Source organism: Streptomyces sp. 351MFTsu5.1, from assembly GCF_000383655.1.
GTDB lineage: Bacteria > Actinomycetota > Actinomycetes > Streptomycetales > Streptomycetaceae > Streptomyces > Streptomyces griseorubiginosus.
On record NZ_KB911778.1, the window covers coordinates 14,009 to 34,015 of the forward strand.

Genomic DNA, 20,007 nt, shown 5'->3' on the forward strand with positions numbered 1-20,007 from the left:
GCTCTCCTGCGTCCGGTAGGTGCGCCTCGACGCTACACGGGATGCCGCCCTTGACGCATGCCGATATAGGCATATGATGACGTCATGGCACGAGCGGCGACGACCTCGGACGCGTTCAACGCGATAGCCGAACCGCAGCGGCGGGACATCCTGGTGCTGCTGCGGGGCGGTGAGCGGCCGGTGACCGAGCTGGCGCGGGACCTGGGGATGACCCAGCCGCAGGCGTCCAAGCACCTGCGGGTGCTGCGGGAGGTCGGGCTGGTGAAGGTCCGTGAGGCAGGCAAGCAGCGGCTGTACGGCCTGGACGCCCGCGGGTTGCGGCCGATCCACGAGTGGGTGGGCGGCTTCGAGCAGTTCTGGAACGAGAGCTTCGACCGACTGGACGACTACGTGCGGGAGTTGAAGCAGGCACACCAGGAAGGACCGGACCATGGCGACGACGAGCAGTGACGGCGATCCCGCGACCGCGGACCGCGAGATCCTGGTCTCCCGGGAGATCGACGCCCCGCGGGAGCTGGTGTTCGAGGCGTTCACACAGGTGCGGCACCTGTCGCGCTGGTGGGGCCCCGAGGGGTTCACGACCACGACACGGTCCTTCGAGTTCCGCGTGGGCGGTGCGTGGGACTTCGTGATGCACGGGCCGGACGGAACCGACTACCAGGAGTGGATCACCTGGCGGGAGATCGTCCCGCCGGAGCGGATCGCGCTGCTGCACGGCGAGTCGCGTACGGACCCCGACGCCTTCGAGTCCTTCCTCACCTTCGAGTCCACCGGCGAGCGGACCCGGATCGCGATGCGGACGGTGTTCCCGACCAGGGAACTCCGCGACCAGGCGGTGGAGAAGTACCACGCGGTGGAGGGCGGCGAGCAGACGTTGAGCAACCTGGCCGCCTACGTCGCCGGCCTTCTCCACGGAACGGAGAGCTGATGTCCGGGAAGGTGTTCTTCAGCGTGACGGTGTCGCTGGACGGCTTCATGGCGCCGGAGGACGTGCCCGCCGAGGTCGTCTTCACGCCCGAGGGCCGCGACGACCCGAGGGCCCGGCGCTGGCTGGCGAAGTGGTCGGAGCTCCAGGCGTGGGTGTTCCCGCTGCGGTGGTTCCGGGAGAGCCTCGGCCTCGGCGAGGGGGGCGAGGAGGGCCTCGACGACGACTTCGCGCGGGCGACGTACGAGCGCACCGGTGCGAGCGTCATGGGCCGGCGCATGTTCGACGCCGGCGAGCTGTCCTGGCCGGAGGAAGCACCGTTCCACACCCCGGTGTTCGTCCTCACCCACTCCGGTCGCGAACCGTGGGAGCGGCCGGGCGGCACCACCTTCCACTTCGTCGAGGACGGCATCGAGAGCGCCCTGCTCCAGGCCCGCGAGGCGGCCGGCGACCGCGATGTGCGCATCTCCGGCGGTGCCGAGACGATTCAGCAGTACCTGGACGGGGCCCTGGTCGACGAGTTCTCGATCACCCTGGCCCCCGTCCTCCTCGGCACCGGCATCCGCCTCTTCGACCACGTCGACGCGGACCGGCTGACGCTGACCCAGTCCCGCGCGGACGCGTCGTCCCGGGTGACCCATCTGACGTACACCGTCGGGAAGCGGTAGCCCGGGCTTCCGCACAAAGGCCCCGGGACCGCTCGGTCCCGGGGCACATGGACTGTCCCTTCAGCAGGGCCCGCCCACCCTCGGCGGGCGGGCCTCGCCGCTCACACGAACGCGCTCTGGCCGGTGATCGACTTGCCCACGATCAGGGTGTTCATCTCGCGCGTGCCCTCGAAGGAGTAGATCGCCTCGGCGTCGGCGAAGAAGCGGGCGATGTCGTGGTCCAGGAGGATGCCGTTGCCACCGAAGATCTCGCGGCTCCAGCCGACGACTTCCCTCATCCGCGAGGTGACGAACGCCTTGGCCAGCGAGGACTGTTCGTCGCGGAAGACGCCGGCGTCCTGGAGCCGGGCGAGCTGCACGAGCATGCCCCAGGACGCGGTGATGTTGCCGAGGCTCTTGACCAGGAGGTCCTGGACGAGCTGGAAGCCTCCGATGGGGCGGCCGAACTGCCTGCGCTCCCGGGCGTAGTCGAGGGCGAGTTCGTAGGCGCCGACCATGACACCGAGCGCTTGCCAGGCGACGCCCGCGCGGGTCGCGCGCAGGATCTCGGCGACGTCGCGGAAGGAGTTGATGTTCTGGAGGCGGTTGGCCTCCGGGACCCGGACGTCGGTCAGGGTGATCTCGGCGTTCTCGACGATGCGGAAGGCGAGCTTGTTCTCGATCTTCTTCGGGTCGAAGCCGGGCATGTCCTTCTCGACGACGAAGCCCTTGACGTGGTTGTCGTCCTCGTCGCGGGCCCAGACCACGACATAGTCGGCGAAGGTGGCGTTGCCGATCCACTTCTTGGCGCCGTTGAGCACCCAGGTGTCGCCCTCGCGGCGGGCGGTGGTGCGCATGCCGCCCGCGACGTCGGAACCGCCGAGGGGCTCGGTCATCGCGAACGCGCCGATCCTGTCCATCGCGGCCATCGCCGGCAGCCAGCGGTCGCGCTGCTCCTGGTCGCCGCCGGAGTAGATCGAGTACATCGCGAGGCCGTTGTGGACGCCGAAGAAGGTGGACACCGAGGCGTCGGTGCGGGCCATCTCCATGGCCATGGTGCCGCTGAGCAGGTTGCTGACGGCGGGGCCGTACTCGCCGTAGCCCTCGTACGGGAGACCGGCGAGGCCGCTCTCGCGGAACAGGCCGATGAGCTCCTTCGGGAACTCGCCCTTGGCCCAGTTCTCGTTGACCAGCGGCTTGACCTGCTCGCGCATGAGGTCGCGGGCCTTGAGGAGGAGCTTGCGCTCGTCGTCGGACAGCAGGCTCTCGAAGGCGTAGAAGTCCGCGACCAGTTGGGCCTGCAGCGGTTCGTGCGTGGTGGTCATCTCAGTTCTCCTCCTTGTCCGCGCTGTCCAGGGCTGCCAGGACAGCGAGTTGCCTGCGGTCGCGCGTCTCGGAGAGTTCCGGGTACGTGGAGGAGCCGTAGGCCTTCTCGACGGCTTGGATGAGCCGTTCTTGCTGGTCTTCCTGCTGCTCGGGGGTGCCGAGCCCCGCCCCCGTCCGCTGCATGGACCTGCCGATGTGCTCGACCAGGTGCCGGTAGCCGCCGGGTCCGCCGCCCAGGTGCGCGCCGAGGAACGGCCCGACCGTGGCCCACCGCAGGCCCAGCGAGTTGGTCACGACCTTGTCGAGGTCCTCGGGGGTCACGACGCCCTCCTGGACGAGGTACGCGGCCTCGCGGCTGAGCGCGTTCTGGAGGCGGTTGCCGACGAAGCCGGGGATCTCCTTGCGCTCGACGACCGGCGTGCGGCCGACCGAGGTGTAGAAGTCGACCGCTGCCCGGACGGCCTCCTCGCCGCTGCGCTCGCCGGGGACGACCTCCACGAGCGGGACCAGGTGCGGCGGGTTGAAGGGGTGGCCGATCAGGACTCGGGCGGCGTCCTCGTCGGACAGTTCCTGCGTGAACGCGGTCGACGGGATCGCCGACGAGGAGCTGAGCAGCAGCGCGTGGGCGGGCGCCTCTCGCACCAGGGTGGCGAACAGGTCTTTCTTGAACTCGACGCGCTCGGGGCCGTTCTCCTGTACGACGTCCACGTCCCGGACCGCCTCGGTCACCTCGGGGATGAGGTGCACGCGGTCGGCCAGGCCGGTGACGTCCAGGCCGCGGGCGGCCAGGTGCGGGGCGCAGGCGGCCAGGGAGCCGTCCACGGCCTCGGCGAGGTCGGGGCGCGGGTCGCTCACCCGCACGGTCAGGCCGTGGGCCGCGAACAGCGCTGTCCAGGACAGTCCGATGGTCCCGGCGCCGATGACGGCGGCCGTACGGAAGGGGCGGGTCGTACGGAAGGGGCGGGTCACTTGGGAGCGCCTCCCTTCAGGTAGTCGTGGACCGGCTCGACGCCCGCGAGCGTCAGGTCGGTGAGGATGTGGCTCGCGGAGACGACCTCGAGGACCGGAAGGTCGGCCAGCGGGGCGAGCACGTGCTGGAAGAGCTGGAGCCGGGCGGGGCCGGTCCAGGCGCCCTTGACGGTGACGTCGGTGATGCGGGTGCGGACGAGTTCCTGCACGCGCGGCAGACCGTCGTAGCCGGGGATCGTCTTGAGCATGAAGGTCGGCACGGTGATCTGGGCCTCGGCCTCGGCCCGGTCCAGCTCGTGGTGCTTGTAGCCCATGGTCGCGGTGGCGACCCGCAGACTGCCGTGGTCGAGGGTGCCCACGAGAGCGCCGGAGTCGACGTACAGCGACGGCGAGCCGATGGCCTTCGGATAGGCGGCGACCTCGCGTCCGGAGGCGGTGGCCAGGAAGTTGTCGAGGTACATCGCGTGCAGGTACTCGCCCCGCTCCCCCTCGAAGCTCACCGGGATCGCCTGGCCGGCCTCCGTGTAGGGGCCGTAGCCGCTGACGTCGCCCATCCTCATGACCTCGAACCGGACCAACGGCTCGTCGATCCGCAGGGGTTCGGGGACGACGGCCCGCAGGGCGTCGGGGTCGGTGCGGTAGACGATGTTGAGGTACTCGCGGTCGGTGAACCGCGGGACCGTCGGCGGGTACGCCGGGCTGGTGAGGGGGGTGGTCAGGCGCTGTCGTACGTCCTGGGTCCGCATGCCGCCCTCACCGCCCCGTCCACCGGGCGGGCCGGCGCTCGGCGAAGGCGGTCATGCCCTCGCGTACGTCGTCCGAGGCCATCAGGGTCTTCATCTCGCCGCGCTGGAAGGCGAAGGCCTCGGCGTCGGGGGCACCGTCGGCGGCCCGGACGACCCGCTTGACGGCGGCCAGCGCCAACGGGGCGTTCCCGGCGAGCTGTTCGGCCAGGCGCAGGGCCTCGGGGACGGCCTGGCCCTTGGCGGTGACCCGGTTGGCCAGACCGAGTTCGCCGGCGCGGCGGCCGTCGACGGGTTCGCCGGTCAGCAGCAGTTCCATGGCCAGGTGGTGCGGGACGCGCTTGGGCAGGCGGATCACTCCGCCGCCCGCGGCGATCAGGCCGCGCTTGACCTCGGGCAGGCCGAACCGGGCGTCCTCGGCGGCGACGATCAGGTCGCAGGCCAGGGCGAGTTCGAAGCCGCCGCCCATGGCGAAGCCCTCCACGGCGGCGATGAGGGGCTTGGCGGGTTCGGCCTCGGTCAGTCCGCCGAAGCCCCGGCCCTCGACCTCGGGCGACTCGCCGCGCAGCGCGGCCTTGAGGTCCATGCCCGCGCTGAACGTGCCGCCCTCGCCGGTCAGGACGCCGGCCCGCAGGGTGGGGTCGGCCTCCAGTGCGTCGAGTGCCTCGGTCAGGGCGCGGGCGACCGCGGCGTTCACGGCGTTGCGGGCCTCGGGGCGGTCGAGGGTGATCAGCAGGGTGGAGTCGATGCGTTCGGTGCGGACGACGGGGGGTGCGGGGGTGCTCATGGTGGTCCTTCCGGGACGATCAGCGGGCGGTGGCGGCGAGTTCGGCGAGGACGTCCTCGGTGTCCTGGCCCGCGACCGGTGCCAGGCGACGGATCGAGCCGGGGGTGGCGGAGAACCGCACCGGGATGCCGATGGTGCGGACCGTGCCCTCGGTGGGGTGCTCGACGGTGTCGAGGAGGTGGCCGTCACGGACGTACGGGTCCTCGTGCGCGCGGTCCAGTTCCAGCACCGGGGCCATCGGGATGCTGTGCTTGGCGCACACCTCCGCCCACTCCTCGGTGGTCAGCGCGGGGGCGCAGTCCGCCAGGAGCGCGGCGAGATCCTCGTGGTCCGCGCTGTCGATGGCGTCCCCGTTGACCCGCGGGTCCTCGGCGAGGTCGGGGCGTCCGGCCGCCGTGAAGAAGTCCCGGTAGTTGAGCGGGTTGTACGGCATGACGCAGGCCAGCCCGTCCTTGGTGCGCACCGCCTTGTGACCCTTGAGCATGGACAGCGGGAAGCCGGTGGGGCCGGTCTCGGGGACATGGGTGTGGCCGGCGAGGTGCTCGACCAGGTTGAACGCGATCAGCGTGTCCGTCATGGGGATCTCGACGAGCTGGCCCTGACCGGTGCGGCCCCGGTGCAACAGGGCGGCGAGCACGCTGTAGGCGATGGTCAGCGAGGAGACCTTGTCGCCGATGATGGTCGGCAGGTAGACGGGCTCGCCGAGCGCCCGGTCGGCGATGTCGACGAGGCCGGAGGCGGCCTGCACGGTCTCGTCGTACGCGGCGTTCCCTGCGCGGTCGGAGTCGCCGCGGAATCCCTGGGCGTGCGCGTAGACGAGGCCGGGGTTGCGGGCGGCGATGTCGTCGTAGGACAGGCCCAGGCGGTGCAGCGCGCCGGGCCGCATGTTGGTGATCAGCACGTCGGCGGCGTCGATCAGCTTCAGCGCGTGCTCGCGCTGGGTGTCGTCCTTCAGGTTGAGGGCGACGCTGCGCTTGTTGCGGTTGACGTTGAGGTTCAGCGGGGTCATGCCCGGCGTGGTGCGGTAGTGGCCCACGCGGACGGTGTCGGCGGGCGACTCGATCTTGACCACGTCCGCGCCGAGGTCGCCGAGGATCTGGGCGGCGTAGGGGCCCATCACCACGGTCGACAGGTCGATCACCCGGATGCCCTTCAGGGGGCCGGTGACGGTGTCTGCGAGGTCCGTCATGGCTTTCCTCACTCCTTGCTTCACAGTTTCCGTGTATCTGGAAACTAAATTATGACGAGGGGCACGGAAAAGAAAGCCGAGGGAATGACCGATTGACGAAAGGCGGTATGACCGCAGTGGTCATACCGCCTGGTCAAACTGCTTCCTTTCCTCGAATTTCTATTATTGAGGCGACCGCAGCTCCATCTCCGAGGAATTCTTCTCGAATTCGGACAAGCCGATTTCGCGGCCGCACTCGTCGAGCAGGCCATCGCGACCCTCAGGATGGAAAACGCTCAGTGGTGATGGCGTCGTGGTCCTCCGGCCGGGTGGGCTCGGCAATGCTTGCCCGGGGGATGGGAGTTGGGCCGGTTCTCCGTCACAGTGAACACACTCGGTCGAGGGGGGAATCGTGGCGGAGGACGCAGTACCGAAGACGGAGCCCGGTCTGTTCGACCTGGATGCCGTGGTGGTCGGGCAGCCGAAGCGCTCGCGGTGGCGCAGATACCTGGGTCCCGCCCTGGCCGTGTCCACCCGGCAGGGAACCACGCTGGCCTCGCTCACCTGCACCGACGACACGCACTACGTCCTCACCCACACGTCCGGCGAGGTCATCGTCCGCATCGAGCACTCCGGGCCGGCGGAGTTCCGTTTCACTGACGCCGCGCACCGGGAGGTCGGCAACGCGTGCGCCCCCGGATTCTTCAAGTCCCTCCAGCTCAGGCTCCGGACGGACCAGGGGCGCCACCTCTTCCTCACCCGGCCCGGGCTGCCGTTCGCCCAATGGCATCTCACCGAGACCGCCCCGGAAGGAGTGCCCACACAAGGGATTCTCGGCCGGGTCACGGTGAGCACCATCGACTCGTGGATCGGGTTGCAGCAGTACGTCGTCGACCTGGACCCCCGCCTGGAGGCGGACGATCGGCGCACCGTCGTCGCCGCCGTCATCTGTCTGCACATGCTGCGTCGACCTCCGGGTGCCGGCGCCTCGCCCGCGTGACGGGAGTGTGGCTGCGGCGCCTGGGGAGTACTGCGCGCCGGTTCCACCACGTTGTCAGCCCAACTGGAGAACCTTGGCCCAGTGAGAGCAATCCAGCAGCGGGGAGCCCTCGGCCTGCCCTTTTCGGCTCTCGCCGAAAGGCGTTGGTCCCCCTTCCTGACAGCAGCCACCCTTGCCGAGAACGCGGATGCCGAGGATGCGTCAGTCCTGGGGCCGCTCAGACCGTCCGACTGTCCCGAGGGGGAAACACTCATGATTCGCTCAGTGAGAGCCACCGCCGCGACCATGGCGTCTGCCGTCATCGCCGCCGCCGGCCTCGTCTTCGGCACCGCTGGCTCCGCCCACGCCACGGGACACGGCCCGGGCTACTACGGCGTCTGGGCCTCCGGCGTCAACGTCCGTGCCGGCGGCGGGGAACAGTGCTATCTCTACCCGTCGGCCGCCAACTGTCCGGACGTGCAGACCACAGTGAGCAGCCCGGCCCAGGTGTATGTGTACTGCCAGCAGGAGGGGTCCCAGAGCGTCGGCAACAACCCCTACTGGGTCTGGGTGCTCACCGCGAGCGGCCACCGGGGCTACATGGCCAGCTACTACACCGACAACGCCACCAACTGGATCGACGGTGTCGAGCGCTGCTGACGCCGCCCAGCGGGGCTCCGATCGTTCGCACTGGTGATGCAGGGCCCGACGCGTCAGTCCCGCCAGTCCAGCCGCGGCCCGGGGATCCCCAATGAGCGAGCGTGACTCTGGACCTGCCCAAGGCCTTCCGCTTGCTTGCGTGGACAGCGGGAGGCCTTGCCGGCGTGCAACACGAACAGCCGCGAACCTCGCTCCGCCGCCCGGCCCAGATGCATGACCACGCGGTGTGACGCACAGTGGAAGCAGACAAGCTCACTTCCGCGGTCTCTCCCAGACCGATGCGAGCGCCAGCGCACTTGTGTCTGCCGGCCACGGTCGCCTCGCGGGCGGAAAAGCCTGAGGCGCACTGTGCGGCCGTACCGAGTCCCGCCTACGGCGCCGCCGTACGCGCCTCCCGTGCCGCGCTGCCGAACGTGCCTCCGTCCGGCGGCCGTAGCGCAGCGTCGGCAACCTCGCAGACCTCGGCGATTCAGGAAGGTCGAGCGCACATGAACGCCTTTCCCAAGCCAGTGATCGACGCCATGGCCGACCGCGCCATGCGACTGCACCACATGCTGTGGCACCTGACACGGGACTCCTGGGCAGTTCTGACCCCGGCGGAGAAGGAAGTCTTCACCGACCACGGCTGGGTGCCGCCCCGCCCGTCCCGCGGGCCGAGGGACCCGGCCACCGGGAACAGGCCGGTGGAGCTCGACAACGGATCGGGCGAGGATTTCCTGTACATGCACCGGGTGATGATCACCGAGGTCAACCACATCCTGGCCGAGGTGGGCGACCCTCAGCATCCCCAGGTGCAGGGGTGGGTGACGATCCCGGCACCGGACGACCCCGGCTTCCCGGTCCCGCCCGCGTATCAGCTGCCGGGCGACCCCGGCGGCACCCAGAGTCTCCTGAACGTCAAGTCGCAGGCGGCGTACGACCAGATCCACGCACGGGAGACCCAGGTCAACGACCCGGCGGTACTGCGCCAGATCACGCTCGGCCACCTCGGTGCCTTCGTCGAGTTCTTCATCCACAACTCGCTCCACATGCGCTGGTCGTCGCAGATGCCCGAATACCGTCCCGGCGGGGACGCGTTCAACGTCGACCCCCGGTGGGACGACTCCGCCTACAACTGGCTCGGCGACACCTACTCCTCCCACGTGAACCCGCTCTTCTGGAGGATCCACGGGTGGGTGGACGCCCGGATCGACGACTGGATGGCCGCCAACAACCTGCAAGGGCCGGTGCCTTGGAGCTTCGACCCGCCCTGGAGCGGACCCGAGGGCGGCCATGGCCACGACCACGGGCACGGTCATCACCCGGTGGCCCATCTCGCGTTGCGTGCCCGGCCGGGCAGCGCCGAGGCCGAAGCCCTGCACTCGCGTCGCCGTGCCATGGAGACGACGGTCGAGGACCTGAAGCGGGTGGGCGTCACGGAACCGGCCCGCTTCCCGCTCCACGACGGCGAGCTGTGACCGACCGGCACGGGACCAGCCGGTCCCGGCTTGACCGGGAGGGCCGGGCCGGCCCTGGCCGGTAGGAGTCGACGCCCCCGGCGACTTCCCCCGGCATCCGACACCCCCGCAGCCGTCAGTGTCCCCCCGCGCGGCGCCCCGTTGGGGGGTACGCGGCAACCAGTCAGTTCACCGGTTCACCGGCAGTCGGCATTCCCGCACCTCCGTCCCGGAAATCCGCCGGCGGACGTCACCGTCGAACGGCCGCAGGAACCGGTCGGAGGCCGGCCGGAACGACCGACGCCTGGTCCGGCACATCACCACTGAGCAGCGCGGCGCCCAACGGGGTGAGGGTGTGGACGACATGGGCGCCGACGCGCCGGCTGTGCGCGAGGTCCACCTCGCGCAGCGCGGCGACGTGTTCGCTCGCCGACGGGGCCGAGATGCCCAGGCGCCGGGCGACTTCCCCCGTGGTCGCGGTGGATTCCAGGCATGCCAGTACCCGGGCGCGGGTGCGTCCGATCACGGTGGCCAGGGCCTCGGCTCGTCTGTCACGCGTGACCTGCGGCGCCCAGGTCGCGGGATGAGCGACGGGGTAGGCGAGGACCTGCGGCAGGGTGGGATCGGCCAGCGCGATGGGTGTGTTCCAGCAGAAGTGCGAGGGGATCAGCCGCACTCCGCATCCGCCGAGGTGCAGGTCCCGGTCCTCCGGGTAGCGCACGTGCAGCACGGGAGGACGCCAGACCATCAACGGGCGGAAGGAGTCCAGCAGTCCGTGGACTCCACGGTCGCGCAGCGTGCGCGTGCGCAGGGCCCGGTCGGCCTCGGTGGTCCTGGCTGTCCCGGCCCAGTCCGGCGCCACGATCGTGCGATGCACGAGCCGGAACGCCGTCGCGACCTCCTCCATCGCCGTCCGGTCCCCCGCACCGAGACCGTGTGCCCAGCGCGGCAGTCTGTGGGTCCCGGCCAAGCGGTTCAGTTCCCGGCGCAGCCGTGACCGGGGGGTGGCCCGCAGTTCCTCCATCGCGGTCTCCAGACCGCCTGCCGAGGCATCGGGTGTCAGGAAATCCGGCCAATAGCCCGCCGCAGCCGGGGCGAGGACGGAAAGCATCCTGGCCGTTCCCGCCAGTCCCTTCTCGGACAGTCCGGCCCGAGCGGCGCGCCGCCAGTGACCGTAGACGGGCAGACCTCGCCGTGATGGGCTCAACTGGTGCAGGCTCAGCAAGGTCTCCCACACCGGGTCCGGCTCGCGCGCCAGGTGAACGCGTGCCAGGTCCGCGGCTGTGAAGTGAATACGCAGCATTGTTCATCCCCCGATTCCCACGGCTACCGCCGACCGTGCCGGTGGTCATTCCGGACGGTGCGGCGGTTTCCCAGAGTGGCATGGAGAAGATCCGCCCGTCGGGGGGCGGGCGATGAGAGTATGGGCCCGATCGATGCAGGATTCGCTATGGCCGCAGGTCGAGGACGTGGGCGGTGCGTGATCCGGGGGGAACATCGGAGCCGAGCCTGCATCAACTGCGGCTCTTTCTGGCGCTGGGCGAGGAGTTGCACTTCGGCAGGGCCGCTGAGCGGTTGCACATGACTCAGCCGACGCTGAGCCGCCAGATCCAGGACTTGGAGAAGCGGCTCGGTGTCCCGCTGTTCTCACGCGACAGCCGCAGTGTCGCGCTCACCGACGCGGGCCGTGCCCTGGCCGACGAGGCGCGGGCGACGGTGGAAGCGATGGAACGACTGCGGGTCGGCGCCGGTCAGTGGGCCCGCACCCTCTCCGCGCATGTGGTCGTGGGGACGGTCGGCGCGGAGGCCGCCATGCCCTACACCCACGCAATCCTCGAGCAGCTGCGCACACTGCATCCGGCACTCACCGTGGAGATCCGAACCCTCAGCTTCGCCGAACACCTGGTCCGGTTGCTCTCCGGCGACATCGACATCGCCTTCCTCCGACCCCCGGTGCCCGCCGGCGTCGAACTCCTGGAACTGGCCACCGAGCCGCGCATAGCCTGTCTGGCCGCCGACGACCCTCTGACCCGACGACCCACGCTGTCGCTCGCCGATCTCGGCGAGCGGGTCTTCGTGGACGTCCCTCCTGAAGTGCCCCGTGTGTGGTGGGACTTCTGGGCGGTGGACCCGCGCCCGGACGGCAGGCGGGTGCGCTACGGCCCCGTCGTCTGCGACATGGAGGGGCTGCTGCACACGGTCGCCTCGGGACAGGGCATGTGCTTTCTGCCCGCGGCGGCCCGCGAGCTCTTCCCACGCCCGGGTGTGCGCTACGTCGACGTGGTGGACCTGTCCCCGACGGTGTCGGCCCTCGGCTGGCCGGCCGAACACCGGGACCGCCCGGCCGTTCGGGCCGTACGAGAGGCCGCGACCGCCGCGATGTCCGCGGCCCGCTGGAAGCACCTGCCGCCCCTCTGAGCCGCCCCCCGGCCCACCGCGCCGGTCACCGCCAGGACAGCGACGTGCTCTTCACGCCAACCACGCCAACTAGGAGCTCACCGACTTCCGGGGCAGCGCGCGGTACACGGTGCGACGGCACAGGCCTGCGGCTCCTTGCCTCCCTCACGCGCCCAGTGCCCGTGCCAGCAGCATCACGCGGTTGTTCGTCGAGGTCTTGGTGAAGATCGACTTCAGGTGGTCCTGGACGGTGTGTTCGGAGAGGCACAGGCGGTGGGCCACCATGTGGCTGTCGCCGCCCTTGGCCAGGTGGTGGAGTACGTCCACCTCACGGGGGCTCAGGGCGAAGGACCTGGCGAAGAGGGCGAGCCGTTCCGCCGGGCAGGTCTCCTCCAGCGTGACGGCGATGCTGTGCCGGCGATCCGTGGGCATCACGTCGGCGATGCGGGCGGCGCTCAGGGTCAACCACAGGCCGTCCGCGAGGTGGAGCCGGGAGCGCGGGGGGTGGGTGTCGACGCCCGCCTCGGCGGCCAGTAACTGGGCGGCGACGTCGTACACGCACGCGTGCATCGCCGCGCGGCCGTGTCCGGGTGGCACCAGTCGCCTCAGACAGGCGGAGGTGGCCGGGGTCTGGGCGAGTACCCGCAGATCGTGGTCGAGCAGCAGGGCCAGCGGACTCTGGAGCCGCGCGTGGGGCGGTCGTACGACGAAGGTCTCCGCCTGGGCGCGGCGCAGGGCCGCCGTCACCGGAGCGGTCAGGCGGGCCAGGCAGGCGGCCTCGGCGGCGGTGAAGGGGCGGTCGCGCCGGTACAGGTCGAGGTGACCCCAGCAGCCGAAGCGGTCCTTGAAGACCAGCGAGGCGATGTCCCGGATGCCGTAGTCGCGCAGCGCCTCACGCCACAGGCGGCTGACGGTGGGGTCGGGGAGCCGGCTGAGCAGGGCCACGCGGTCGAGTGTCGTCCAGCGGTTGGCCGCGGTCAGGTATCCGAGACGGGTCGTCCTCGGCAGTTCCGGCGACCACGGCACGTCGGCGACGGGGCAGGAGCCCACCGTGGTCTCGGGGTCGGTCAGGAGGAAGCTGTAGGCCTCGAAGCCAATGGTGGTCCTCAGTTCACCGAGGAGCCGTTCGCGCACGGTCCGGGAGTCGCCGCCCGCCTCGCAGAGACGGACGATCCGCTCGTACGACCTCGCGTACGGGACGACAGGCAGGGCCATGATTCGAGCGTACGTCGCGATTCCCCACATTTCAGGGATGGGCCGCGCTCCCCAGCAGGTCAAGCATGGAGGCATCAGCACACGTCAGAGGGCAGCGACCGAGGAGCCACCGATGAGAACGACGTCGCGAATCCATGCCGTCCTGGCCGCCGCCGCACTCTCCGCCGCGGCCGCACTCGCGACGGCCGCCCCGGTCGGGGCGCAGCCCGCCCGGGTTCTCCAGGCGACCCAGTCGAGCACCGTGTACGCGTGGATCGACGGCTGGGGCGGCGGCACGGTCACCAGCAGACCTGCCGGGATCAGTTGCCACACGACCGCCTGGGACCCGTACAGCTCCGAAGAACCGCCGCCGAACTCCACCGGCCCGTGCTCGGCGAGCTTCCCGGTCGGCACGACCGTCACCTTCACCGCGACGCCCGACCCGGGTTCCGCCGTCAACGGCGGCCCCGACCCGGCCTCGCTGACCGTGCGGTCCGGCTACAACGCCGTGTGGGCCATGTTCTGCCCGACGGACGGTCTCTGCTCCGCCGGGTGACCGCATCTGTCAGGGCGGCTCCGCAGCCCTTCGGCCGGTGCACCGACACCCCTGTCCACGAAGATCCACTGCTCTGGGAGGACCCTCATGCCCGTCACCGTGACAGACCATCTGGTACCCCACGAGTCCACCGTCCCCGCGAACCTGGGCCAGGTCGTCGAACTCTTCGTGCGCGAGCGCGACGGCACGTCCCTCGGCCACCTCGACGAGCGCACGGCCGTCCTGATGCTGCACGGCCGCAGCGTTCCGGTGCTCGCGGGCTTCGATCTCGATTTCGAGTCGTACAGCTGGGCCGACGCACTGGCCAGGGCCGGTTACGACGTCTTCATGATGGATCTCCAAGGGTCGGGGCTGTCGCCGCGGCCGAAGATGGACGACCCTCGCAACGTCAACCCCGCCCAGCAGAACCTTTTGAAGCCGCGGCCTCCGGGTTTCACGCCGGGCCCGCCCAACTATCCGTTCCAGCTGACCAACTCGATCAGCGACCGGGACGACCTGAACGCCGTCGTGAACTGGATCATCCGCGAGCAGGGGGTGAACAAGGTCGCCTTCATCGGTTGGTCCGCGGCCGCGTTCACCATGGGGCCGTACGCGGTCAAGAACGCCGACAAGGTGTCGAGCCTGTTCCTGCTGGCGCCGATCTTCCCGCCCGAGGGCACGTCGAACGCCCCCGCCCCGCTGCCGCAGCCCGGCTTCCCGACGTTCGTGAGCACGAAAGCCGGAACCTGGAACGGGTGGGGCAGCGAGGTGCACTGCGAGGGGCAGCGCTCAGACGAGATGCAGGACAAGGTGTGGGACGCGATCATGAAAAGCGATCCCGTGGGCAGCACGTGGGGACCGGTCGGTGAAGGGCGCAATCGCATCAGGAACTTCGTCCGGTGGGGCTGGAACAGGACCACCGCGGCGCAGGGTGGCGTCCTCGGCGACGGCGTGCCGGTCCTCCTCGTGTACGGGGAGTACGACAGGCAGGCGAACACGTCGAGCGAAGACCCGGAATTCAACTTCTCGGTCCCCGCGCTCTACGACTCCGTCCCCGGCGACCACAAGCTGATGGTCAAGCTGGACTGCGCCGGCCATTCGGTGGTGTGGGAGGGGCAGCACAAGAACGTGCACAACCTCTCGAAGCACTGGCTCAAGCACCTGAAGGTCGACGGCAAGTCCAACGGCATCTTCGACATGAACACCAACGGCGACATCAGCCCGGCTCCGTAGACCGGGCGGGCTGCGCCGACATCACTTCAGCAGCCGTGCGGCTCAGGCCCAGGCACTCACCGGCACAAAGGAACTGTCCTGCCGGAACAGCTCCGTCCCGTCCGCGCGGTCCACGCGGAGCTGGTAGTCGTAGTGGCGGAGGTAGCGGCCGGGGTAGTTGTACGACTCCCAGCGGATCGAGCCCGACGACGTGCCCGTGCGGGCGATGAACGTCGCGTCCCTGGCGAAGGTCGAGGTGCCGTCCTGGGCGTCGAAGCGGGCGCGGAAGTCCCAGTGGCGGAGGTAGTTGCCGGAGGAGTCCCGGAAGGAGTAGCCGTTCGGGTCGGCGAGTCCCGCGACCACGGTGAAGGTGGACGCCGTCTTCTCGGCGGACGTGCTGGAGCCGGTCACCACCGGGAGGTTGAGCAGCGAGGACTGGTTCTGCCAGTAGCGGGTGGTGTAGTTGGCCGACCGGAAGGAGCGCGTCACGTTCCTCGTCAGCGAAGGGCCGCCGGACACCGTCTCCTTGACCACCGTGAAGTGGCGGGCCGTGCCCGAGATCACGGGCAGTGCCGTGGGGGCCGACCAGGTGGCGAAGGCGTCGTAGCTGTCGCTGTAGTAGTAGCTGCCGTCGCCGTAGCCGTCGAAGAAGATCCGCCAGCCGCCGTTGTCGAGCTGGATCACCGACGGGCCCTCGCGGTAGCTGCCCCAGCCCGCCCAGTCGCCGGTTCTGGAGATGGTGTAGGGGCCGTTGAGGGAGGACGCGGTCGCGTACTCGATGTACTTCGTCGTCTCGTTCTTCGTGAACGCGTGATAGGTCGAGCCGGACTTCACGAGGTACGTGTCGATGTGGTTGGCGCCGAGGCCGGACAGGGCCACCGGTGAACTCCAGGCCGTCAGGGCCGAGTTCGTCGCCCTGAGCCGGTACGGCGTGAAGATCCACTCGTCGCTGGTGAGGGAGCAGGACACGATGACGTTCACGCTGCCGTCGCTGTCGACGAACCACTCCGGGGCCCACGCGCGGGACAGGCCGGCGATCGGGACCGGGTAGTCGTACAGGAAGGTCCAGTTGGCCCGGTCGGAGCTGCGGGCGAATCCGATGGTGGTGCTGACGTCCTGCCAGGTGTGGGTGGTGTAGGTGAGGTAGTAGAAACCGTCGGTGTGCTTGAGGACGCTCGCGTCCCGGATCCTGTTGCTCGGCGGCGTGTAGGCGGAGGACTTCAGCAGCCGGAAGTCGGTGGCGTCGTCGGACTGGTAGACGTTCACCGTGCCGTCGCTGCTGTTGAGGAACGGCACGATCGTGTAGCGGGTGGCGGAGCCGCTGGGCGGGGCGGCGGCGAGGGCCGTGCCGGGCAGTTCGCCCACCAGGACGGCCGAGGCGGGCAGGGCGGCCATCGCGCGGAGCAGGGTGCGGCGGGACGGCGTGGGGGGACGTGTGGTCACGGGCGGCTCTCCCTTGGGCAAGGACGCGACGCTGCACGGGGACGCAGCACTGACGTCCGATATCCCGAACGGAGTTCGGGAAGTCGATCAGACGGTAAGAGCGTGATCAGGACGCGTCAATCCCCTGGGTGACCCCTGTCGTGCACAACCCCCGTTCCGGCGAAGCGCTTTCCGACGTTACCGTTCGGTAGACGGCGCCCGCCCGTCCTCGACCCGGAGGTGTCCCGTATGACGTACGAGCGTTCCGCCGGGCTGGCGGAGACCGCCCGGGCGCTGGCCGACGGCGAGCTCACCTCCGTGTCCCTCGTCGAACGGACCCTGGCCCGGATCGGGGCCTCCCAGGACACCCTCAACGCCTTCCGGATCGTACGGACCGAGGCGGCCCTGGCCGAGGCCGAGGCGGCGGACCGGGACCTCGCCGCCGGGGTGCGCAAACCGCTGCTCGGCGTGCCCGTCGCCGTCAAGGACGACATGGACGTGGCAGGCGAACCGACGGCGTTCGGCTGCCGGGGGGAGTTCCCCGCGGTCGCCCGGGACGGTGAGGCGGTACGGCGGCTGCGCGCGGCCGGGGCCGTGATCGTCGGCAAGACAAACACCTGCGAGTTCGGGCAGTGGCCCTTCACCGAGGGCCCCGCCTTCGGCGCGACCCGCAACCCGTGGAGCCCGGAGCACACCCCGGGCGGCTCCTCCGGCGGCTCCGCCGCTGCCGTGGCCGCCGGTCTCGTGCCGGCCGCCCTCGGCTCCGACGGGGCCGGTTCGGTCCGCATCCCCGCCTCCTGGACCCACCTGGTCGGCATCAAGCCGCAGCGCGGCCGCGTCTCCACCTGGCCGCGCGGCGAGTCCTTCCAGGGCATCACCGTCAACGGCACGCTCGCCCGCACGGTCGCCGACGCGGCCCTGCTCCTCGACGCCGCGAGCGGCAACCACCCCCTGGACCCGCACCGGCCGCCCGCCGTCGACGCCTCCGCTGCGGTCGGCCGCGACCCCGGACGGCTGCGCATCGCACTCGCCCTGAAGCCGCCGTTCACCGCACTGCCCGCCCGGCTCCGGCCGGAGGTACGGGCGCGAGTCCTCGAACTCGCCGAGAAACTCGCCGCGTCGGGGCACATCGTCGAGGAGGCCGATCCGCCGTACGGGCAGATCGGGCTCACCTTCGTGCCGCGCGCCACGGCCGGGCTCGCCGAGCGGGTGCGGGAGGCGCCCTTCCCCGCGCTCCTCGACCGCCGCACCCGGGACGCGGCCCGGCTGGGCGGGCTGCTCGGCGGGGTGCCGCTCCGGGCGGCGCGGCGCGCGGAGGCGGTCCTGCACCGCCGTATCGGCGGCTTCTTCACGTCGTACGACGTCGTCCTCGCCCCGACCACCGCCGCTCCCCCGCCCCGTGTCGGGGCGATGCTGGAGCTGGGCGGGCTTGCCACCGACCGGGCGATGATCGCGGCCTGTCCGTACGCGTGGCCGTGGAACGTGCTGGGCTGGCCCGGGGTCAATGTCCCCGCCGGGTTCGTCGACGGCGGGCTGCCCGTCGGGGCGCAGTTGCTCGGGCCCGCGCACAGCGAGCCGCTTCTGCTGTCGCTCGCGGGGCAGTTGGAGGCGGAGCTGCGCTGGCACGAGGTGTGGCCGCCGGAACGGGCGACGGCGGATTCGCCCGCCGCGTGACGGCGCCCGCCCGTACCCTGTGACCATGGACGATGCGTCGATGGTCGGGCTCATGGGGCGGGTCACGGGGACGGTCGGGCCGGGGCTCGTCGGCGAGGTGATCGTCCGGGTACGGGGCGGTGCCGAGCACTTCCTCGCCTACCCGGCCACCGGCACGGAGCGGATCGAGCGGGGCACCGTGGTGATGGTGGTGGAGCACCTGCCGCCGAGGACGGTCTACGTACAGCCCGCCTACGACAGTTGAGCCTGCCAATGCGCAGGTGAGAGGCGTTTGTATCAAGGTTTCGACAAGGATTCCCCGGCGTCTTCACCCTGGCCTCCAAGAGGCGCACACTCCCTTCGTTCGGTGCCGAAAGGGCACCATCAAAAGGGGGCGTATGCCGATGGTTGTCGGCGTCGTTGCGGGGGTGGCAGTCGCTGCCATCGCCGTTGTGATCGGTCTGTTCAAACTGATGTGGCGTGTCGCGGAGCCCAACGAGGCACTGATCATCTCGGGGTCGAACCACAAGACCGAGGGCCTCGAGGCGGGCATGGGCTTCCGCATCGTCACCGGGCGCGGCACGCTGGTGCTGCCCGGTGTGCAGGCGGTGCGCAAGCTGTCGCTCGACCTGAACGAGACCGAACTGCATGTGGACTGCGTGACCCACCAGGGCATTCCGCTCAAGGTGCGGGGCGTGGTCATCTTCAAGGTGGGCGACGACTTCGTGTCGATCGCCAACGCGGGGCGGCGTTTCCTCGACCAGCAGAAGCTGATGTCGGAGCGGGTGCACAACGTGTTCGCCGGTCATCTGCGGTCCATCGTCGGCGGGTTGACCGTCGAGGACATGATCCGCGACCGGGAGAAGCTCACAGGGCAGACCCGGGCCGCCTGCGGCACGGAGATGGAGAAGCTGGGGCTCATCGTCGACTCCCTTCAGATCCATGAGATCGAGGACCCGACCGGGTACATCCAGAACCTGGCGATGCCGCACGCGGCGGCCGTCCAGCGCGATGCCCGTATCGCGCAGGCCGAGGCGAACCGGCTGGCCACCGAGGCCGAGCAGCAGTCGTTCGCACGGATGGCGGAGGCCACCCGGGACAGCGAGATCCTCCAGGCCGGCTACCAGGCCGAGCGGGACAAGGCGGCCGCGAAGGCGCGTCAGGCCGGTCCGCTCGCGGATGCCGGGGCCCGGCAGGAGGTCGTGGTCCAGGAGACCCGGGTCGCCGAACTCGAGGCGCACCGGCGGGAGCAGCAGCTCCAGGCGGACGTCCGCAAGCCGGCGGACGCCAAGGCCTACGAGAAGCGCACGCTCGCCGAGGCCGAGCGTGACGCGCGGATCTCCGGGGCCGAGGCCAAGGCGAAGGAGACCGAACTGGCCGCGGCGGCCGAGGCCACCCGGGTCAAGGCGGCCGCGAGTGCCGAGGCCGAGGCGACCAAGGCCCGCGGTACGGCCATGGCGGCGTCCACCCGCGCCACGGGTGAGGCGGAGGCCGCGGCGGCTCAGGCCAGGGGTCTGGCCGAGGCGGAGGCCGCGAGGGCGAAGGGTCTCGCGGAGGCGGAGGCCATCAAGGCCCGTGCCGCCGCCCTCGCCGAGAACCAGGAGGCGGTCGTCGCCCAGCAACTCGCCGAGAACTGGCCGGAGATCGTCAAGGCGGGCGCGTCCGCGTTCGGCAACGTGGACAACATGGTGGTGCTCAACGGCGCCGACGGCATGGCGGACATGTTCGCCAAGGCGCTCACCATGGGTGGCACGGGGCTGGGTCTCGCCCGTCAGCTGCTGGCGTCGATGAACCAGAACGGACAGCCCGTCAACGGCACTTCGCTGAACGGTGTCGCCACACCGCCCGTGCAGAAGGTTCCGGTGCAGGAGTAAGAGACTGGTGGCCCGGGGCCTTTGGAACAAAGGGTCCCGGGCCGCCGCTTCGTCCGTCCGGCGGACCGCACTGCTCCCCC

General features: G+C 70.4%; 20 protein-coding genes. 12 read left to right on the forward strand and 8 right to left on the reverse strand.

What is annotated here, in order from left to right:
• The first annotated feature begins 84 nt into the window (after positions 1-84).
• Genes H295_RS0109660 through H295_RS0109670 form a run of 3 tightly spaced genes read left to right on the forward strand, consistent with a single transcriptional unit; the run spans position 85 to position 1,593 of the window.
• The gene (locus tag H295_RS0109660; RefSeq protein WP_020135154.1) at positions 85-450 is read left to right on the forward strand and encodes an ArsR/SmtB family transcription factor; all 366 of its coding nucleotides are present in this window, start codon (positions 85-87) and stop codon (positions 448-450) included.
• Positions 431-928 (forward strand): SRPBCC family protein, encoded by a 498-nt coding sequence (locus H295_RS0109665; protein ID WP_020135155.1) that lies wholly within the window; start codon positions 431-433, stop codon positions 926-928. The genes H295_RS0109660 and H295_RS0109665 overlap by 20 nt, the downstream gene beginning before the upstream one ends.
• Positions 928-1,593 (forward strand): dihydrofolate reductase family protein, encoded by a 666-nt coding sequence (locus tag H295_RS0109670; protein WP_020135156.1) that lies wholly within the window; start codon positions 928-930, stop codon positions 1,591-1,593. The genes H295_RS0109665 and H295_RS0109670 overlap by 1 nt, the downstream gene beginning before the upstream one ends.
• A 101-nt stretch (positions 1,594-1,694) precedes the next feature.
• Here the strand turns inward: H295_RS0109670 and H295_RS0109675 are convergent, their stop codons facing one another.
• The 5 genes from H295_RS0109675 to H295_RS0109695 are packed head-to-tail and all read right to left on the reverse strand — an operon-like array spanning position 1,695 to position 6,586.
• Positions 1,695-2,897, reverse strand: coding sequence for an acyl-CoA dehydrogenase family protein (locus H295_RS0109675; RefSeq protein WP_020135157.1), 1,203 nt, complete (start codon positions 2,895-2,897; stop codon positions 1,695-1,697).
• A 1-nt stretch (position 2,898) separates the two neighbouring features.
• Positions 2,899-3,867, reverse strand: a complete 969-nt coding sequence (locus tag H295_RS0109680; protein ID WP_020135158.1) for a 3-hydroxyacyl-CoA dehydrogenase NAD-binding domain-containing protein — start codon at positions 3,865-3,867, stop codon at positions 2,899-2,901.
• A complete protein-coding gene (locus H295_RS0109685; RefSeq protein ID WP_020135159.1) occupies positions 3,864-4,613 on the reverse strand; it encodes an acetoacetate decarboxylase in 750 nt (249 codons plus the stop codon). Before H295_RS0109685 ends, H295_RS0109680 begins: the two co-directional genes overlap by 4 nt.
• Before the next feature lie 7 nt (positions 4,614-4,620).
• Entirely contained in the window at positions 4,621-5,397 is a 777-nt protein-coding gene (locus tag H295_RS0109690) for a crotonase/enoyl-CoA hydratase family protein (protein ID WP_020135160.1), read from the reverse strand.
• Positions 5,398-5,416: 19 nt separating this feature from the next.
• Complete coding sequence (locus tag H295_RS0109695; RefSeq protein WP_020135161.1) at positions 5,417-6,586, reverse strand: CaiB/BaiF CoA transferase family protein; 1,170 nt, start codon at positions 6,584-6,586, stop codon at positions 5,417-5,419.
• A 391-nt stretch (positions 6,587-6,977) separates the two neighbouring features.
• Between H295_RS0109695 and H295_RS0109700 the strand changes: the two genes are divergently transcribed.
• The 3 genes from H295_RS0109700 to H295_RS43015 all read left to right on the forward strand — a co-directional run bounded on the left by H295_RS0109700 (position 6,978) and on the right by H295_RS43015 (position 9,661).
• Positions 6,978-7,565: a hypothetical protein gene (locus tag H295_RS0109700; protein WP_020135162.1), complete on the forward strand. Its 588-nt coding sequence runs from the start codon at positions 6,978-6,980 to the stop codon at positions 7,563-7,565.
• Positions 7,566-7,829: 264 nt separating this feature from the next.
• Positions 7,830-8,204: a hypothetical protein gene (locus H295_RS0109705; RefSeq protein ID WP_020135163.1), complete on the forward strand. Its 375-nt coding sequence runs from the start codon at positions 7,830-7,832 to the stop codon at positions 8,202-8,204.
• A gap of 488 nt (positions 8,205-8,692) precedes the next feature.
• Complete coding sequence (locus H295_RS43015; protein ID WP_158691038.1) at positions 8,693-9,661, forward strand: Tat pathway signal protein; 969 nt, start codon at positions 8,693-8,695, stop codon at positions 9,659-9,661.
• A 229-nt stretch (positions 9,662-9,890) separates the two neighbouring features.
• Here the strand turns inward: H295_RS43015 and H295_RS43020 are convergent, their stop codons facing one another.
• A complete protein-coding gene (locus tag H295_RS43020) occupies positions 9,891-10,943 on the reverse strand; it encodes an ArsR/SmtB family transcription factor (protein WP_051135530.1) in 1,053 nt (350 codons plus the stop codon).
• A gap of 215 nt (positions 10,944-11,158) precedes the next feature.
• Between H295_RS43020 and H295_RS43025 the strand changes: the two genes are divergently transcribed.
• Positions 11,159-12,058 carry a LysR substrate-binding domain-containing protein gene (locus H295_RS43025; protein WP_078616627.1) on the forward strand — a complete coding sequence of 300 codons (900 nt, stop codon included), beginning with the start codon at positions 11,159-11,161 and terminating at the stop codon, positions 12,056-12,058.
• 144 nt (positions 12,059-12,202) lie between these two features.
• Here H295_RS43025 and H295_RS0109725 read toward each other — a convergent pair whose 3' ends face one another.
• Positions 12,203-13,252 carry a response regulator transcription factor gene (locus H295_RS0109725; RefSeq protein WP_020135167.1) on the reverse strand — a complete coding sequence of 350 codons (1,050 nt, stop codon included), beginning with the start codon at positions 13,250-13,252 and terminating at the stop codon, positions 12,203-12,205.
• A 112-nt stretch (positions 13,253-13,364) separates the two neighbouring features.
• Between H295_RS0109725 and H295_RS0109730 the strand changes: the two genes are divergently transcribed.
• Positions 13,365-13,787: a hypothetical protein gene (locus H295_RS0109730; RefSeq protein ID WP_020135168.1), complete on the forward strand. Its 423-nt coding sequence runs from the start codon at positions 13,365-13,367 to the stop codon at positions 13,785-13,787.
• 87 nt (positions 13,788-13,874) lie between these two features.
• Positions 13,875-14,999 (forward strand): alpha/beta fold hydrolase, encoded by a 1,125-nt coding sequence (locus H295_RS0109735; RefSeq protein WP_020135169.1) that lies wholly within the window; start codon positions 13,875-13,877, stop codon positions 14,997-14,999.
• Between the two features lie 42 nt (positions 15,000-15,041).
• Here H295_RS0109735 and H295_RS0109740 read toward each other — a convergent pair whose 3' ends face one another.
• Positions 15,042-16,421, reverse strand: a complete 1,380-nt coding sequence (locus H295_RS0109740) for a glycoside hydrolase family 43 protein (protein ID WP_020135170.1) — start codon at positions 16,419-16,421, stop codon at positions 15,042-15,044.
• Positions 16,422-16,649: 228 nt separating this feature from the next.
• Here H295_RS0109740 and H295_RS0109745 point away from each other — a divergent pair, with 228 nt between their 5' ends.
• The 3 genes from H295_RS0109745 (at position 16,650) to H295_RS0109755 (ending at position 19,927) form a co-directional block, all read left to right on the forward strand.
• On the forward strand, positions 16,650-18,074 hold the full coding sequence (locus H295_RS0109745) for an amidase (RefSeq protein ID WP_020135171.1): 1,425 nt from the start codon (positions 16,650-16,652) through the stop codon (positions 18,072-18,074).
• Positions 18,075-18,099: 25 nt separating this feature from the next.
• A complete protein-coding gene (locus tag H295_RS0109750; protein WP_028809216.1) occupies positions 18,100-18,318 on the forward strand; it encodes a hypothetical protein in 219 nt (72 codons plus the stop codon).
• Between the two features lie 133 nt (positions 18,319-18,451).
• On the forward strand, positions 18,452-19,927 hold the full coding sequence (locus H295_RS0109755; protein WP_028809217.1) for an SPFH domain-containing protein: 1,476 nt from the start codon (positions 18,452-18,454) through the stop codon (positions 19,925-19,927).
• Positions 19,928-20,007 lie beyond the last annotated feature (80 nt).